Origin of the sequence: Bacillus licheniformis DSM 13 = ATCC 14580, assembly GCF_000011645.1 — a bacterium.
In the GTDB taxonomy this organism is placed as follows: domain Bacteria; phylum Bacillota; class Bacilli; order Bacillales; family Bacillaceae; genus Bacillus; species Bacillus licheniformis.
In genome coordinates, this window is the sequence record NC_006270.3 from 2,750,037 (window position 1) to 2,765,638 (window position 15,602).

Annotated in this window: 16 protein-coding genes; all 16 read right to left on the bottom strand. The window is 47.3% G+C overall.

Annotation, left to right across the window (positions count from 1 at the left end):
• Window positions 1-132 precede the first annotated feature (132 nt).
• The 16 genes from udk to mnmA all read right to left on the bottom strand — a co-directional run bounded on the left by udk (window position 133) and on the right by mnmA (window position 15,522).
• Entirely contained in the window at window positions 133-768 is a 636-nt protein-coding gene (gene udk, locus TRNA_RS35665; protein ID WP_003183905.1) for a uridine kinase, read from the bottom strand.
• A 4-nt stretch (window positions 769-772) separates the two neighbouring features.
• Window positions 773-2,041, bottom strand: a complete 1,269-nt coding sequence (locus TRNA_RS35670) for a peptidase U32 family protein (RefSeq protein ID WP_003183907.1) — start codon at window positions 2,039-2,041, stop codon at window positions 773-775.
• A gap of 14 nt (window positions 2,042-2,055) precedes the next feature.
• Window positions 2,056-2,985, bottom strand: coding sequence for a peptidase U32 family protein (locus tag TRNA_RS35675; RefSeq protein ID WP_009327784.1), 930 nt, complete (start codon window positions 2,983-2,985; stop codon window positions 2,056-2,058).
• Window positions 2,982-3,644: an O-methyltransferase gene (locus TRNA_RS35680; protein WP_003183911.1), complete on the bottom strand. Its 663-nt coding sequence runs from the start codon at window positions 3,642-3,644 to the stop codon at window positions 2,982-2,984. Before TRNA_RS35680 ends, TRNA_RS35675 begins: the two co-directional genes overlap by 4 nt.
• A 147-nt stretch (window positions 3,645-3,791) precedes the next feature.
• Entirely contained in the window at window positions 3,792-4,904 is a 1,113-nt protein-coding gene (gene mltG / locus TRNA_RS35685; protein WP_009327783.1) for an endolytic transglycosylase MltG, read from the bottom strand.
• Window positions 4,905-5,098: 194 nt separating this feature from the next.
• Window positions 5,099-5,383: a DUF1292 domain-containing protein gene (locus TRNA_RS35690; protein ID WP_003183915.1), complete on the bottom strand. Its 285-nt coding sequence runs from the start codon at window positions 5,381-5,383 to the stop codon at window positions 5,099-5,101.
• Between the two features lie 10 nt (window positions 5,384-5,393).
• A complete protein-coding gene (gene ruvX / locus TRNA_RS35695; RefSeq protein WP_003183918.1) occupies window positions 5,394-5,813 on the bottom strand; it encodes a Holliday junction resolvase RuvX in 420 nt (139 codons plus the stop codon).
• 6 nt (window positions 5,814-5,819) lie between these two features.
• Window positions 5,820-6,086 carry an IreB family regulatory phosphoprotein gene (locus TRNA_RS35700; protein WP_003183920.1) on the bottom strand — a complete coding sequence of 89 codons (267 nt, stop codon included), beginning with the start codon at window positions 6,084-6,086 and terminating at the stop codon, window positions 5,820-5,822.
• A gap of 83 nt (window positions 6,087-6,169) precedes the next feature.
• Window positions 6,170-8,806, bottom strand: a complete 2,637-nt coding sequence (alaS, locus tag TRNA_RS35705) for an alanine--tRNA ligase (RefSeq protein ID WP_009327782.1) — start codon at window positions 8,804-8,806, stop codon at window positions 6,170-6,172.
• Window positions 8,807-9,156: 350 nt separating this feature from the next.
• Entirely contained in the window at window positions 9,157-10,215 is a 1,059-nt protein-coding gene (locus tag TRNA_RS35710) for an AI-2E family transporter (protein WP_003183924.1), read from the bottom strand.
• Window positions 10,216-10,305: 90 nt separating this feature from the next.
• The gene (locus TRNA_RS43385) at window positions 10,306-10,437 is read right to left on the bottom strand and encodes a YrzQ family protein (protein ID WP_003183926.1); all 132 of its coding nucleotides are present in this window, start codon (window positions 10,435-10,437) and stop codon (window positions 10,306-10,308) included.
• A gap of 15 nt (window positions 10,438-10,452) precedes the next feature.
• Entirely contained in the window at window positions 10,453-10,644 is a 192-nt protein-coding gene (locus TRNA_RS35715) for a hypothetical protein (protein ID WP_003183928.1), read from the bottom strand.
• 15 nt (window positions 10,645-10,659) lie between these two features.
• Window positions 10,660-11,124 carry a PRC-barrel domain-containing protein gene (locus TRNA_RS35720; RefSeq protein ID WP_003183930.1) on the bottom strand — a complete coding sequence of 155 codons (465 nt, stop codon included), beginning with the start codon at window positions 11,122-11,124 and terminating at the stop codon, window positions 10,660-10,662.
• An 88-nt stretch (window positions 11,125-11,212) separates the two neighbouring features.
• The gene (locus tag TRNA_RS35725; protein ID WP_003183932.1) at window positions 11,213-13,609 is read right to left on the bottom strand and encodes an SF1B family DNA helicase RecD2; all 2,397 of its coding nucleotides are present in this window, start codon (window positions 13,607-13,609) and stop codon (window positions 11,213-11,215) included.
• Window positions 13,610-13,659: 50 nt separating this feature from the next.
• Entirely contained in the window at window positions 13,660-14,310 is a 651-nt protein-coding gene (locus TRNA_RS35730; RefSeq protein WP_003183935.1) for a tetratricopeptide repeat protein, read from the bottom strand.
• Between the two features lie 93 nt (window positions 14,311-14,403).
• Complete coding sequence (gene mnmA, locus TRNA_RS35735) at window positions 14,404-15,522, bottom strand: tRNA 2-thiouridine(34) synthase MnmA (RefSeq protein WP_003183938.1); 1,119 nt, start codon at window positions 15,520-15,522, stop codon at window positions 14,404-14,406.
• Window positions 15,523-15,602: the final 80 nt, after the last annotated feature.

Genomic DNA, 15,602 nt, shown 5'->3' on the forward strand with positions numbered 1-15,602 from the left:
GTAAAGTATCATATAAACCGGATGGAAGGCTCCGGTAAATGGTGCTTATACAGTTAAAGAAGGGCTCAGGATGAGAACCCTTCAATTTCTATACATAATATGGTCAGAGTTGTGTTTGTCTATGCTATGTTATTATAAAATCGCGTTTTGTTCAAGAATAGTTTGTATTTTTGTTACCATCAGGTCGATGGCGACGCGGTTTTGGCCGCCCTCCGGAATAATGATATCGGCATAGCGTTTCGTCGGTTCGACAAACTGGTTATGCATCGGTCTGACGACTGAGATGTACTGCTCGATGACAGAATCGATCGAACGTCCTCTTTCTTTTATGTCTCTGAGCATCCTTCTGATGATCCGCAGGTCGGCGTCCGTATCGACATACAGCTTGATGTCCATTAAGTCGCGGAGCCTTTCATCCTCGAGAACAAGGATTCCTTCCAAAATAATAACATCTTTCGGATCGACGTGCACGACTTCCTCTGAACGCGTATGCAGCTTGTAATCGTAAATCGGCTTTTTGATCGGCCTGTACGCGAGCAATTCGTTTAAATGCTCGATCAAATAGTCATTGTCAAATGCAAGCGGATGGTCGTAGTTCGTATTCAGCCGCTCTTCAAACGGCAGATGGCTCTGATCTTTATAATATAAATCCTGTTCGAGCATTAAGATCGAATGACCTTTAAACTGTTCATAAATGGATCTGGTGACGCTCGTTTTTCCTGATCCGGAGCCTCCCGCTATGCCGATAACTACCGGTTTTTTCCCCATGCCATTACTGCCCCTTTCTCATCATGTTGCTAGGATAAATCTTGTTGTCCACTCTAAATTTGACGATCTGCAGGGGATGGCGGGCTGCGTCAAGCACATTGCCTTTTTCGTCCCAAATCGTGTCAATTTTGCATGTGAAATTTTCGATTTCCGGACCGAAAAATTCGACTTCATCTCCGGATTTAAAGAAGTTCCGCTGCTGGAGCGTGACCATTTTTGTCTCTTCATCATAGTCAAGGACAAGTCCGACAAAGTCGTATGTTGTCTTTTTGCCGTGGACGCCGAACATCTGCTCTTCATATCCTGGCGTTCCTTCAAAGAAAGCAGGCGCCGTGTCTCTATTGGCGCATTTGTCCAGTTCTTTCAGCCATTCTTCTTTGATGACGAAGTTTTCAGGATCAGCGCAATAAGCATCGATCACTTTTCTGTACACACTGACGACTGTCGCAATGTAGTGGATCGATTTCATCCGGCCTTCGATTTTCAGGCTGTCGATGCCCATTTCAATCATTTGCGGTATCGATTCGACCAGCTTCAGATCTTTCGGGCTCATCGCAAATGGAGCATCGCCTTCTTCATATAGCGGCAGTGCATTCGTCCCGTCCGTCTGATACAAATCATAGTCCCAGCGGCATGACTGGCAGCAGCCTCCGCGGTTGGAGTCCCTTGCCGTCATATGGTTGCTGAGCACGCAGCGGCCGGAATAAGCGATACACATCGCACCGTGAATAAACGTTTCGATTTCAATATCCACTTTTTCTTTCATTTCCCTGATTTCAAGTGCGCTCGTTTCACGTGCGAGCACAACCCGCTCAAGGCCTTCTTCCTTCCAGAACTGAACGGCTTTCCAGTTTGAAAGGGACTGCTGTGTGCTCAAATGCACTTCCAGCTTCGGCGCAACCCTGCGGCACGTTTCAATGATCAGGGGATCAGCGACGATAATGCCTGACACGCCTGCTCCCTCGAGATCGCGCAAATAGTCTTCCAGTCCGTCGATATTTTCTTCATGCGCAAAAATGTTTGTCGTGACATAAATTCTTGCGCCGTATTTTTTCGCGAATTCGACACCTTCAGCCATTTCTTCAATTGAAAAGTTATCTGCGTTTGAGCGGAGTCCATATTCACGTCCGCCGATAAATACAGCGTCTGCTCCATAGTGGACAGCGATTTTCAGTTTTTCCAAATTCCCCGCCGGAGCAAGAAGTTCTGGCTTTTTCGTAATGACGCGTTTTCCATTAACGATTTTGGAAATTTTATCTTTTACTGCAGACATGGCTATCCCTCCTTTTAGTATACTGTTTCTTTGAAAAAGAATCCGGTATCAATGCTGCGGTTTGCAGGCTGCAGCTGTTCGATCCGCTCGATCCATTGTTCTTTCTTGTCTTCATATGCTTCCCTGTCTGCGATGCAAAGGTCGATGGCTTCGCGGTACATGGCCGTTACTTCAGTCATGTATTCGACCGATTTTAAAATTCCGTCGATTTTAAATGAATCGATGCCGGCATCGATTAAATCTTCAAGCTCATCAATGATGCAGACGTCATTCGGACTCATGATGTGCGTGCCGTTTTCGTCTTCGAAAATCGGATATTTATTTCCGCGTTCTTTATCATGGAGATACATGCCTTTTTCTTTTTTCTTGCCTTCGATATCCATGACTTTTCCCTGGTATTCAAAATAGTTGCCGATCAGGGAGCGCTTTGACTGGAACATGCATGTCATGCCGTGAACCTGAATTTCAATCTCGACTTCTGCTTTCTCTTTAATCTCAACGATACTGTCCATGTTGAGCTCTCTTGCAAGCACCGCGCGCTTCGCGCCCTTGCGCCCCCAATAGTTGCAGGAATAATGATTGGTTGCGGTCGTTTCCGTATTCCAGTGAAGCTTCATGTTCGGCGCTGATTCCCGTGCAGCCATCAGTACGGCGGGATCGCCGAAGACAACCGCATCCGCGCCTGCCTCGTCCAAGAATGAAAGGTAGTCATTCAGTTCCGGAACCCGGTCATTGTGAAAAATCGCGTTCACAGCAACATATACTTTTGCGCCTTTTTCATGAGCCTGAATGATGGCTTCTTTTACTTCTTCTCTGGAAAACTCCCCGGCTAAACGCAGACCGTACCTTTGTTCACCGATGATAAACGCATCGGCGCCCGCCTCTGCCAAAGGCTTAATATCCGAAACAGAAGTCGGCGTGACAAGCAGTTCAGGCTTTTTCATATCCGTTCACCTCTTTTTTGACTGACGGCCAATCCGTCGCCCACAGGCAGGATCGCCGTGTGGTAGTCAGGATGCTCCATCAGCCAATGATTGTAATGATCTATTTTCGATACAAGCTTTTTGATGCGCTTGCTTTCGATCTGATTGTATTCTGATGCGACAAGGCCTTTGAAAAGGACATTGTCCGTAAAAATGATGCCGTCATCGGCAAGCATTTTTTCATATATACTGAAAAACTTCTGATACTGGCCTTTTGCGGCATCGATAAACAGCGCATCATAGGGAGCCATCGATTGAACGGGGTCAGACTCGCTGAGCGCATCGCCGAAGAACACGTGAATTCTGTTTTCAAGCTGGAATGACCGGATGTTTTTCAGCGCTTCCCGATACCTGTCCTCATCGCGCTCGATTGTAAAAATCTCGGCTTCGGGAAGGGCAAGCGCCATCCGAATCGCCGAATAGCCGATGGCGGTACCGATTTCAAGAATTTTTTTCGGATTTTTGAATGAAAGAAGCTGCAGGAGCACTTCGATTCCTGTCGGTTCCATAATGGGCACGCCATGCTCTTCGGCATAGGCCTCCAGTTTCATAATTTCAGCCGGCCGCGGCTTTAGCAGCTTTTCAAGATAGCCGGTCAATTCTTCGTGTCCAATCTTCACGGGCAGATGGCCTCCCTTTCATAAAAAAGAGCCTTAGGTCAGGTGTTCAGCACTCTCCTAAAGCAGTTGACTGTCTTTTCTCCAATAAACAACCCGATATATTTTATCATAAAACCTTTGTATTTGCGAATAAAAGGAGAGTATTTTTTACTCTCCTTTTTCCTCGTCCTGCGTGTTCGTAATATATTTGGCTTTTGCTTTATTGTGTTCTTCAAGCGTTTTTGTAAAGACGACTTCCCCGTTTTTCTTTGCAAGAAAATAAACATAGTCTGTTTGCTCCGGATTTAATGCCGCCTCCCAGGAAGTCTCTCCAGCGTTTGCAATCGGCCCGGGCGGAAGACCGGTATGTTTGTACGTATTATATGGGGAATCCGCTTCAAGGTCTTTGTACATGACGCGGTTTTTATGTTCTCCCAGTGCATATAAGACGGTCGGATCCGTTTGCAATGGCATATTTTTGCTGATGCGGTTGTAGAAAACGCTTGAGATTTTGTGCCGGTCCGCTTTTTCGGTAGCTTCTTCTTCAATTAACGAAGCCATCGTCAAGGCTTTGTGGACGGACATCTTTTTGTCTTTCATCTGCTTTTCATACTTTTCAGCCAGCTGATCTGTTTGTTTGATCATCGCTTCGATAATGGCATCAAGCTTCGTCTCAGGGTCGTAAAATGGATATGTCGCAGGATGCAGGTATCCTTCGAGCGGATGCTTGATGTTCTTGTTCAACACGTCGTCTGTGATCAGTTTCGGATACTTCTGTTTTAATCGGCTGATGAATTCCCTGTCATCCAGCTTTTTCATAATGTCCTTTGCCGAGTAGTTCGTTTGTCCGGCGATGATGTCTGCGATTTCCTGGAGCTGCCTTCCTTCAGGAACGGTAATTTTAAATGCCGGCACATGTGAAGCGGTTGTCAGCTTATTAATCATGCCTGCCGCATCCATCGACTGGCTGAGCTGAAAGTTCCCCGCTTGAAAGCCGGAGGCATTTTTAAATTTCACATAAGCGATAAATACTTTTTCATTTTTAATTAGGTCCTCTTTTTTCAGTTTGGCGGCGATGGACGTAACGGTCGATCCTTCCGGAATATAGACATTGACCGTTTTTGCATTATTTTTATCGACCGGTTCGAGCGCCGATTTAACGTAGAGCGAAACAGCGCCTGCGGTTAAAATCAGCAGAACCGCAACCACAGTCAGCCAAAACTTTATTTTATGTTTAAGGAGTCTTTTTATAAACGGTTTCTTTGTCTGATCTTCAAACATTGGTGTCCTCCTCTCCTCCCATGGTATATACTACATGATTCGTTATCATTCGGCAATTTATTACAAAATGTTTTAATAAAAAAAGCCGCCTGTCGGCAGCCGGGTGAGAAAAATTGCAGATCACGCTTTAAAGAATGACAAAATCCTAAAACTTCAATCGTTTTAGGATTTTGTCAAGCAGTCTAGCCGCTTCTTTATTCTTCTTCGTCTTCATCCGCTAAAAACGTGTTCAGCGTCTCCTCAATCATATCCCACTCTTCTTCTGTTTCAATCGGCATCAGTTCGCCGTCTTCTCCTGCTTCATTCGGTACGAAGCTTGAAGCATGGATCTCGATCTCTTCATCGTCCTGTGCTTCAATCGGATAATAAAGCACGTATGACTTGTTAAACTGATCGCTGTCAAATGTAAAGAGCACTTCACACAGCTGTTCATTCCCTTTATCGTCTACAATTGTAATGTTTTTTTCTCCGTGTTCCATCGTAATCACCTCATGAGTTTAGGCTGTCGAGATATCCTTGAAGGATCATCACGGCCGCCATTTTATCAATTACTTTTTTTCTCTTTTGCCTGCTTACATCTGCTGAAATCAGCATTCTTTCGGCCGCCATTGTCGAGAGGCGCTCGTCCCAAAGCACGACGGGAACTTGAAACGTTTCTTCAAGCACTTCCGCGAACTTCTGGCTCGCTTCCCCCCTCGGGCCGACGGTTCCGTTCATGTTTTTGGGAAAACCGAGTACAATCTTGTCTATTACATAGTCTTTCGTCAATTCGGCAAGGCGGTTCAAGCCGTAGTCACCGCCCGCCTCGTCGATTTTAATCGTTTCTATCCCTTGAGCCGTCCAGCCCATTTCATCGCTCAGCGCTACGCCGAGCGTTTTCGAACCTAAATCCAGACCTAATATTCGCATGCTTGTTTACGCCTCTTTATGCTGTTCTAAGTACGATTTAACCAATTCTTCGATTATCTCGTCTCTTTCTATTTTCCGAATCAGGTTGCGTGCATCTCGATGCCTTGGAATGTAAGCGGGATCTCCTGACAGCAGATATCCGACAATTTGGTTGATCGGGTTGTAGCCTTTTTCCTGAAGCGCGTCATGGACGGTTATCAGCACTTCATTTACATTGGTTTCCATCGAATCGTCGGAAAAGTTGAATTTCATCGTCTTATCAAATGAGCTCACCGTTTTGCACCTCTTTCCCAAATTCGCAGGCAAAGTTTCAGCCTGATTACCTTCTAATCACCATTCTACACCACAATGGCTATTTATAAAACGGATTTTACCCATTCTTCCGCAGATGCTAATGCTTCTGCCAGCCGCTCAGGCTGTTTTCCTCCCGCCTGCGCCATGTCAGGACGGCCGCCTCCGCCGCCTCCGCATGCTTCTGCGACTTGCTTGACAAGCTTGCCTGCGTGGAAACCCCGCTCTATTAAATCTTTTGTAACTCCGGCGGAAATATTCACTTTTTCGTTTTGAACCGCCCCGAGAACAATAACGGCTGAGCCCAGTTTCGCCTTCAGATCGTCAACCATTGTGCGCAGGTGATTCATATCTTTGGCATTCACTTTTTCTGCGAGCAGTTTGATTCCGTCAATTTCTTTTACTTTTTCCAAAATCTCTCCGGCTTCTTTATTGCCCAGTTTCGCCAATAAAGATTCGTTTTCTCTCTGAGCATCTTTCAGATCAGACTGGAGCGCTTCGATCCGTTTCGGCACTTCCTTCACGTTGGTTTTCAGGACTTCTGCCGCCTGTTCGAGAAGCTCCAGTTTGGCGTTCATCTCTTCGTAAGCGCCCTGCCCTGTTACAGCTTCGATCCTGCGGGTGCCAGCCCCGATTCCTGATTCGGATACGATCTTAAAGAGGCCGATTTCAGCCGTATTTCTCACATGGCAGCCTCCGCACAGCTCGATGCTGTAGTCGCCGACTTGAACAACGCGGACGATGTCCCCGTATTTTTCGCCGAACAGTGCCATGGCTCCCATCGCTTTCGCTTCAGCAATCGGTTTTAAGTCGATTTGAACCGGAATCGATGCCCAAATTTTCTCGTTCACTTTTGTTTCGATTTGTTCGAGTTCTTCCTTTGTCACCTGTCCAAAGTGAGAGAAGTCAAAGCGCAGACGGCTGTCAGTGACTAGCGAGCCGGCCTGGTTGACATGCGTACCGAGCACATCTTTCAGCGCCTGGTGAAGCAGGTGTGTCGCGGTATGGTTTTTGACGATGTCTTTTCTGAGCCGCTCCGTGACTTCTGCGGTCACGCTCATGCCTTTTTTAATTGCGCCGCTTTCCACGATCCCTTCATGCAGGTGCTGGCCGTTTGGCGCTTTTTTAACGTCTGTGACGCGAATAGCCGCATCACCGCTTTTAACCCAGCCTTTATCACCGATTTGTCCGCCGCTTTCAGCATAGAACGGCGTTTTTTCCAGAATGAACTGAACCTTTTGGCCTTCCTGAACGAGATCGACAAGTTCTCCGTCTTGAAGAAGCTCGGCGATTTTCGTTTCCGTTTTGATATCGGAATAGCCGATGAACTCGCTTTCTGTCATGATATCGCGGAGAGCGCCGCCTTGAACCTGCATGCTGCCGACGTCCTGGCGCGCCTGCCGGGCCCGTTCGCGCTGCTTGTCCATCTCGCGCTCAAATCCTTCATGATCGACTTCCATGCCTTCATCTTCGGCGTATTCTTCGGTCAGTTCAACAGGGAATCCATACGTATCATACAGTTTAAAGACATCTTCCCCGGAAATGATGCGGTTTCCTTTTGCTTTTTCCTTTTGAATAACTTCTGAGAGAATCGCCAAGCCTTCGTGCAATGTTTCATGGAAGCGTTCTTCCTCTGTTTTGATGACTTTCGCGATAAAGTCCGCTTTTTCTTTGACTTCGCCGTAGAAAGCGGCCATGATGTCGGCAACTACCGGTACGAGCTCATACATAAACGGACGGTTGATATTGATGGACTTCGCATAGCGGACAGCGCGGCGAAGCAGCCTTCTGATGACATAGCCGCGCCCCTCGTTTGACGGAAGCGCTCCGTCGCCGACCGCAAACGCAGCCGTCCGGATATGATCGGCCACAACCTTAAACGCCGTATCTTTTTCAGCAGATGTGCCGTACTTTTCTCCTGAAATGGCTTCTGTCGCCTTGATGATCGGCATAAACAAATCCGTATCATAGTTCGTCTTGGCGTCTTGAATAACAGATACCATCCGTTCAAGACCCATCCCGGTATCAATGTTTTTCTTCGGAAGCGGTGTGTATGTTCCGTCAGGATTGTGGTTGAACTCGGAGAACACAAGGTTCCATACTTCTAGGTAACGCTCGTTCTCCCCGCCCGGGTAAAGCTCCGGATCAGACGGATCATTTCCATAATCTTCACCGCGGTCATAGAAGATTTCGGTATTTGGTCCGCTCGGGCCTTCGCCGATATCCCAGAAGTTTCCTTCCAGTCTGATGATCCGTTCCTCAGGTATGCCGATTTTTTTTGACCATAATTCATACGCTTCGTCATCTTCCGGATGCACCGTGACTGACAGGCGTTCGGGATCGAAGCCGATCCATTTTTGATCGGTTAAAAATTCCCATGCCCACTCGATCGCTTCTTCTTTGAAATAATCGCCGATCGAAAAGTTGCCGAGCATCTCAAAGAACGTATGGTGGCGGGCTGTTTTCCCGACATTCTCAATATCGTTCGTCCTGATTGATTTTTGAGCGTTGCAGATGCGCGGATTCTCCGGCACAACCCGTCCGTCAAAATATTTTTTCAGCGTCGCGACTCCGCTGTTGATCCAAAGCAGGGAGGGATCTTCATGCGGAATAAGAGAGGCGCTCGGTTCAACGGCATGCCCTTTTTCTTTAAAAAAGTCTAAAAACATTTGGCGCACTTGTGCGGATGTTAATGTCTTCATTATTTTTTCCTCCTTTAATGATGCACATGCAAATTAAAAAGCCCCCGCCCCATGCAAACAACGTTTACACAGGGACGAGAGCTCCTCTCGCGGTACCACCCTGATTATGTGCGTAACAAAACGAAACGCCCATCACCTTGATATCCGAATAACGCCGGATGAAGACGGCAGGTTTTCGCCTGCACTCAGGATTAGCTTCTACTGATCTTCTGTTAAAGCTCTTTCACCGCTATGGAGCTTCTCTCTATAAAACAGGGCTTCAGTATACTCGGATCCGTCAATCGAGATACGTATGTATGTCTATTTCGAAATTATAGACAACGGAAGCCGTTATGTCAAACTTCTGCCGCTTACGCTTTTCTTGCCGCTAAAAAATGGACGAGCATCACTTTGATAACAGCCATGACAGGCACAGCCAGAATCATGCCGATGATGCCGGCAAGCTCCCCGCCCGCCAGCAATCCAAGCATAATGACAACCGGATGCATATGCAGGCTTTTGCCGACGACAAGGGGCCCGAGGATATTGCCTTCAATAAACTGAAGAATCAAAATCGTAATGATCACCACGAAAACGAGCCTCGTCGATAAAGCGGCTGCTACCATGACAGCCGGAATCGCGCCGATGACAGGGCCGAAATACGGAATGACATTTGTCGCGCCGATGACAAGGCCGAGGATCAGCGGATAGGGCAGGTCAAAAAACCAAAATGACAGGCTCGCTCCCAAGCCGATGACAAGGCAGACAAAAAGCTGGCCTCTGATGTAGTCCCCGAGAGAATCATCGACATCCCGGATGAATTCGCTGCCTCTTGCTCTCCATGAAGAAGGCGTCAAATACCATACCGCCTTTTTCATCGTATCAATATCTTTCACCATGTAGAATACTAAAAACGGAATGATCGCCGCCAAGAGCATATAATCAAAAACGAATCGGATGCTTCGTATCGTCCGTTCTACCCAGCTTGCAACGAATTCTTCCGTCTGATTGACGAACCTGTCGACTCTGTCGTGCATGCCGTCAGGCCAGCCGTCTGTATGATGATGCAGCTGATCCAGCATGTTTTCGTATGATGCGGCAAGAACCGGAATTCCCTCTGAAAGCTCTGTCAGCTGTTTAATGAGGATCGGCACCCCTTTGTAAAAAGCGTAGCCGAGACCTGCAAAAAACAGAAAATAAATCAGCAAAATACTCAATGTTCTCGGCACGCCTGCCCGGTGTATCTTTTCCACGACAGGCAAAAGCAGATAGGTGATAAAAACCGCGATCGCCAGCGGGATCAGAATCGACTTGAGCAGCACGCAGACAGGCTCCCAAATCATTCTCAGCTGCAAAAAGATATAGACGGTTAATAGCAAAAGCATAAAGATCGAGACCCACATTAAAAGCTGCAGCGGTTTTTTCAGCATGTTTTTCACCCCTTGTTAGCTTTTGATTTCTGCTTGTAATTATTCCCTAAGAAAAAAAGGGACACCCCTTTTAAGGGTATCCCTTTCTGCTTAAAACATTTTCATGACGCGTCTTCTCAGCTTTCTCATGTTTCGCTTGTTCATCATATCGTTCTGAGACGCCATGTAGTACATTAAAGCCCCGGCTCCTAAAGAAATGAGAGAAGTCATTGTACGATTCAACTTTCTAACCTCCATTCAAAGGTTGATCGTTCGTTCGTCATCTGTAAACAGATCGTCCAGGCTGCTCAATGTTCCGTCCTCTTCGACTTGATGGGTCGAAATTTTTCCTTTTGATAGGGTCAGCTCAATAAAGCATCCCCAGCAGTAATATTGATTTACACCGATTTTGCCGATGTTTTTGCTTTTGCAATTCGGGCAAACGAGCATTTGAACACACACCTCTTATTCGTTCAAGACGATTGTGCTTCTGCCTACTTCAAGCGGTTCCCCAGATGAGTGAATCTGCTTTTTGTCGCCTGACAAATCGGCAAAAAAACCGTCTGATAGTTCATATGCTACGATTATGCCCGTGTCGGAAGAAAAGTATACATCTTCCAGCATGCCCAGCGTATCTCCTGCTCCGTTTTTGACCATTTTTTGCTTCATCTGGTCATAAGAAAGACTCTGCTTCGGAACTTGCATCGGCTTGAACTCGGTGAAATCAACGTATACGCCGTCACGTCCGATTTCGGTGACCGCGGGAAGCGGAAGAAGCGAACGGGGATTGTAAAAGCGCCGCTTCTCTTCCATAATCAATCCGAGACATGTCCCTTCGTGAGAAAAACAGATATCCGTTACCACCCCAAGCGGGAGAGAAGACTGTCTGTCGTAAACATTGAGTCCTTCCAGCTCATTGCATGTTCTCAAAGTGTGATCAACCACCTTTTTACGAACACTCTTATGATCTGCTGTTGCGCCGCGACTCATACGATGAAATGGATTCCATGAAAAACACTTATTCTGCTTCCTTTTCCATAAAATCAAAAGGTGTAATGCCTTCCATCCCGATATTGGCGTCATAGACGCTGAATGGCAGCTCTTTTTGAAGCGCCATGAGCTCTTCATCCTCTTCATGTGCCGCCTGCTGAAGCCGTCTTTTAAGCGATGTCTGCCTTTCTGATGATTCCTTATTTTTCACGCCCCATTCAAGGGCTTCCTCTTCGCCGCACAGAATCAGGAATTTTTTGCTTCTTGTAATAGCCGTGTAAAGCAAGTTCCTTCTCAGCATCCGGTAATAGCTTTTGACGACCGGAAGGATGACGATCGGAAATTCGCTGCCTTGCGATTTGTGGATCGAACAGCAATAGGCGTGCGTAAACTGGTTGAAATCTTTTTTTGCAAACGTGATTTCATTCCCGTCGAAAGAGACAACGGCCATATCTTCTTTTTCCGTATTTTCTTTCGCATAAAAAATCGAGACGATCTCGCCCATGTCACCGTTAAACACGTTATGCTCCGGCTGGTTGACGAGCTGGAGCACTTTATCTCCGGTACGGTACACGACATCTCCGTACTTCATTTCCCTGCCTTTCGGCTTCGGCGGATTCAGTATGCCCTGCAAAAGGGCGTTCAACTCATTGATGCCGGCCGCTCCTCTGTACATCGGAGCCAAAACCTGAATATCCCTGGCCGAATATCCTTTTTGCAGCGCGTTTTTGACGACTTTTTCGACGACTTCTTTGATCTGCTGCTGGCGGCAGCGAATAAAAGAACGGTCTTTTGTCGGGGCGGCCAAGTTTTCCGGAAGCTTTCCCTGTTTCATTTCGTGCGCCAGTTCAACGATTGAAGAGCCTTCAGCCTGTCTGTAAATGTCGGTTAATCTGACAGAAGGAATCACATTCGATGCCAACAGATCCCTTAGCACCTGTCCGGGACCGACGGACGGAAGCTGGTCTTCATCTCCGACCATGATCACCTGTATCCGATCGGGGATCGCCTTGAATAATTGGTTGGCAAGCCATATATCAAGCATGCTCGTTTCATCAATAATGAGCAGCCGTCCTTCAATCGGATTGTCTTCATCGTGCGTAAATCCTTCGGCTCCGTTCCAGCCGAGAAGCCTGTGAATCGTAACGGCCGGCAGACCGGTCGACTCGCTCATCCGCTTAGCGGCCCGGCCGGTCGGTGCTGCCAGCACAAACGGAAACGTTTCATCTTTTTTGTAATCAGCCGGATTTAAGCTTAAGCCGTGCAGCTCGCTGTACAACTCGACGATTCCCCTGATGACGGTCGTTTTCCCGGTTCCCGGTCCGCCCGTCAAAAGCAGCATCGGCGACATCAGCGCTTTTTGTATGGCTTCTTTTTGGCTTGGCGCGTACTGCACTTTCATCCGTTCTTCAAGCTCCCCTAAAGCGAGCAGGAATTCCGATTCGGGAAACTGGTCATCGTATTCGGTCTGTCCGGCGATTTTCTGCACCCTTTTGGCAAAGCTTTGTTCAGCGTAGTAAAGGGACGGATAATAACACCTTTCATCTTCAATGAACAGCTCTTTTTGCTCCCCTAAGGAAATGATCGCGTCCGCCACATCCATCTCGGTTACTTTTTCATCGCCTGCTGACTGGTTTAACAGCTTTTGCGTCTCGATGATGAGCTGTCTCGTTTCTATGTACGTATGCCCTTCTTGAAGGCATGTCGCTTCAACCGTGTATAAAATCGCCGCTTTGATCCGCTCTTCATGTTTGCCTGAGATCCCCATTCTGCCGCCCAGTTCGTCTGCTTTGATAAAGCCGATTCCTTCAACATCTTTGACAAGCTGGTACGGATTTTCGCGGATTTTATCGAGCGTTTCCGCTTCGTACGCCTGATAAATTTTCATGGACAGCTGGGGGCCGAAGCCGAATTCGCTCAAGGAGATCATAATCTGCTCGAGCCCCTGATGCTGCTGAAGGGCAGCGGCAAGCTTATCCGCCTTTTTTTTGGAGAGCTTCGGGACATCATACAGGACGGCGCCGTCGCTTAAAATTTTGTTGATTGCCCCTTCCCCCAGCTTATTGACAATTTCCTCGGCCGTTTTCTTGCCGATTCCTTCAAATAAATCGCTGGCCAAGTATTGGATCACGCCTTCTTTCGTTGTCGGCACTTCCTTTTTGAAATGATCCGCTTGAAATTGCAGGCCAAATTTCGGATGGGAGGCGGTTTTTCCGTAAAATGTGTAGATATCGTCTTCATGGATCAAAGGAAAGTAACCGGTGACAGAAACGGTTTTGTCTTCAAAAGACTCTGATGTTTCTTCCACTTTTACTTTCAGTACGGTATACAGGTTTGTTTCATTATGATATATGACAGCCGTTACCGTTCCTTTTACAAATGAAGCTTCTTCCATTTCGATCTGGTCCGGGTTATGGCGCTGCATCACTGTTATCCCCCCTCCATTCAAAATCGGTCATGACGGCCCTTGATCAATCAAGCTTCTTCTAAAAGCTGCTTGGCGCGAATGCTGAGCATATGATCCGGCTGAATGTCCAGCGCCTTGTTCAGCATGTCGAGCGCTGTTTTCCGATCTTCCTTAAACGCATAGGCAACGCCTAAATTATAAAATGCATCGGCATGGGACGGGTCGCGCTCCGTTACATTTGAAAATTCCGTGATCGCTTCGTCCAGCATCCCTTCATTGGCAAGGCACATCGCGTAATGAAAACGGGCTTCGACATCCGCATCGTTCAGCTCGGCGGCTCTTTGCAAATACGGCATTGCGAGCTTCGGCTGCTCAAGCTTCACGAGCGTGGTTCCGAGCATATAATATAAGTCGCTGTTTTCCATGCCCGTCCGATGCGCTTTTTCGAACATGTCCTTCGCTTCTTGATACCGCTCTTTCATGACATAGACATTCCCTGCTCCATAATAAGCCGCTCCTGCTTTCTCATCCAAAGCAGCCGCCCTGTCGTAAAACTTAAGCGCCCTGTCCAATTCGCCGACTGCAGAAAGCAGGTTGGCAAAGTTGATATAAGGCACCGGATCTCCGCTGTTTTCATCAATTGCCTTTGTAAAGGCTTCAGCGGCTTTTTCAAAGTCGCCTTTTTGCATTGCATCTATTCCAATTTGATTGTAATCCAAAAGCCCTCTCCCTTTCACGAACTATTTTAAAAAGGCCGCCGACATTGCCGGCAGCCGTTCGAGAAGCTCCGGGGTGTATCCAGAGCCCCGGTTTTATACATACCAAAGTTGTTGTCCGTCTTTAAACACATCATCAATCGTTCCGCCGCCGAGGCATTCTTCGCCTTTGTAAAAGACAACCGCTTGTCCCGGCGTCACGGCGCGGACCGGCTCTTTAAAGACGACCTCCGCTTCATCCGTCCCGGTCATTCTGACAGTGACTTCATGATCGGCTTGGCGGTAGCGGAATTTGGCCGTGCAGGCGAGCTCCTCTTCGCCGCCGAAGACGCCCTTATGCACAAAGCTTACGTTTGTCGCCGTAATCTTATCGGAGAAAAGCAGCGGATTGTCGAAACCTTGATCTACATACAAGATGTTTTTTTCAAGGTCTTTTCCGACGACGAACCACGGCTCTCCGCTTCCGCCGATGCCGAGGCCGTGCCTTTGTCCAATCGTATAGTACATTAAACCGTCGTGGCGGCCTTTAAATTCGCCTTCCATCGTCCGCATATCTCCCGGCTGTGCTGGAAGGTACTGGCTGAGAAACGTTTTGAAATTCCGTTCCCCGATAAAGCAGATGCCTGTGCTGTCTTTTTTGGCAGCTGTCGCAAGCCCCGCTTCTTTTGCAATTTCCCTGACGCGGCTTTTTTGAAGCTGCCCGATCGGAAACAGCACTTTGCTCAGTTGCTCTTCTGTCAGCTGGTTTAGAAAATAGGTTTGATCTTTATTTTCATCAAGCCCTCTGAGCATTTTAACACGCCCGTCCGTACGGTCGACCCGCGCATAGTGGCCGGTGGCCAAATAATCGGCTCCAAGCGACAAAGCATGCTCCAAAAAGGCTTTGAATTTAATTTCTTTATTGCACATGACATCTGGATTCGGCGTTCTGCCCGCTTTATATTCATCAAGGAAATATTGAAAAACCTTTTCCCAATACTGCTTTTCAAAATTCACCGCATAATACGGTATGCCGATTTGATTACATACCTTTATGACATCTTCGTAATCTTCCGTCGCTGTGCAAAAACCGTTCTCATCTGTGTCATCCCAGTTTTTCATAAAAATTCCGATGACATCATAGCCCTGCTCTTTCAAAAGCAAAGCCGCCACAGAGGAATCAACGCCTCCGGACATTCCGACGACCACCCGTGTATCTTCAGGCCGCTTCGCCATTTTCATCAACTCCAATAAATCAATTCAAAAACTTGTCCTTTCAGATCATATCATCATTTTCGGGCAGGATGCGAATCTTT

Bases quoted from the DNA above. Each gene is read 5' to 3' on its own strand.
- TRNA_RS35715 (WP_003183928.1), bottom strand. From the start codon at position 10,644: ATGCTCGTTTGCCCGAATTGCAAAAGCAAAAACATCGGCAAAATCGGT.
- TRNA_RS35670 (WP_003183907.1), bottom strand. From the start codon at position 2,041: ATGTCTGCAGTAAAAGATAAAATTTCCAAAATCGTTAATGGAAAACGC.
- TRNA_RS35710 (WP_003183924.1), bottom strand. From the start codon at position 10,215: ATGCTGAAAAAACCGCTGCAGCTTTTAATGTGGGTCTCGATCTTTATG.
- udk (WP_003183905.1), bottom strand. From the start codon at position 768: ATGGGGAAAAAACCGGTAGTTATCGGCATAGCGGGAGGCTCCGGATCA.
- ruvX (WP_003183918.1), bottom strand. From the start codon at position 5,813: ATGCGAATATTAGGTCTGGATTTAGGTTCGAAAACGCTCGGCGTAGCG.
- mltG (WP_009327783.1), bottom strand. From the start codon at position 4,904: ATGTTTGAAGATCAGACAAAGAAACCGTTTATAAAAAGACTCCTTAAA.
- alaS (WP_009327782.1), bottom strand. From the start codon at position 8,806: ATGAAGACATTAACATCCGCACAAGTGCGCCAAATGTTTTTAGACTTT.
- TRNA_RS35725 (WP_003183932.1), bottom strand. From the start codon at position 13,609: ATGCAGCGCCATAACCCGGACCAGATCGAAATGGAAGAAGCTTCATTT.
- TRNA_RS35675 (WP_009327784.1), bottom strand. From the start codon at position 2,985: ATGAAAAAGCCTGAACTGCTTGTCACGCCGACTTCTGTTTCGGATATT.
- mnmA (WP_003183938.1), bottom strand. From the start codon at position 15,522: ATGGCGAAGCGGCCTGAAGATACACGGGTGGTCGTCGGAATGTCCGGA.
- TRNA_RS35690 (WP_003183915.1), bottom strand. From the start codon at position 5,383: ATGGAACACGGAGAAAAAAACATTACAATTGTAGACGATAAAGGGAAT.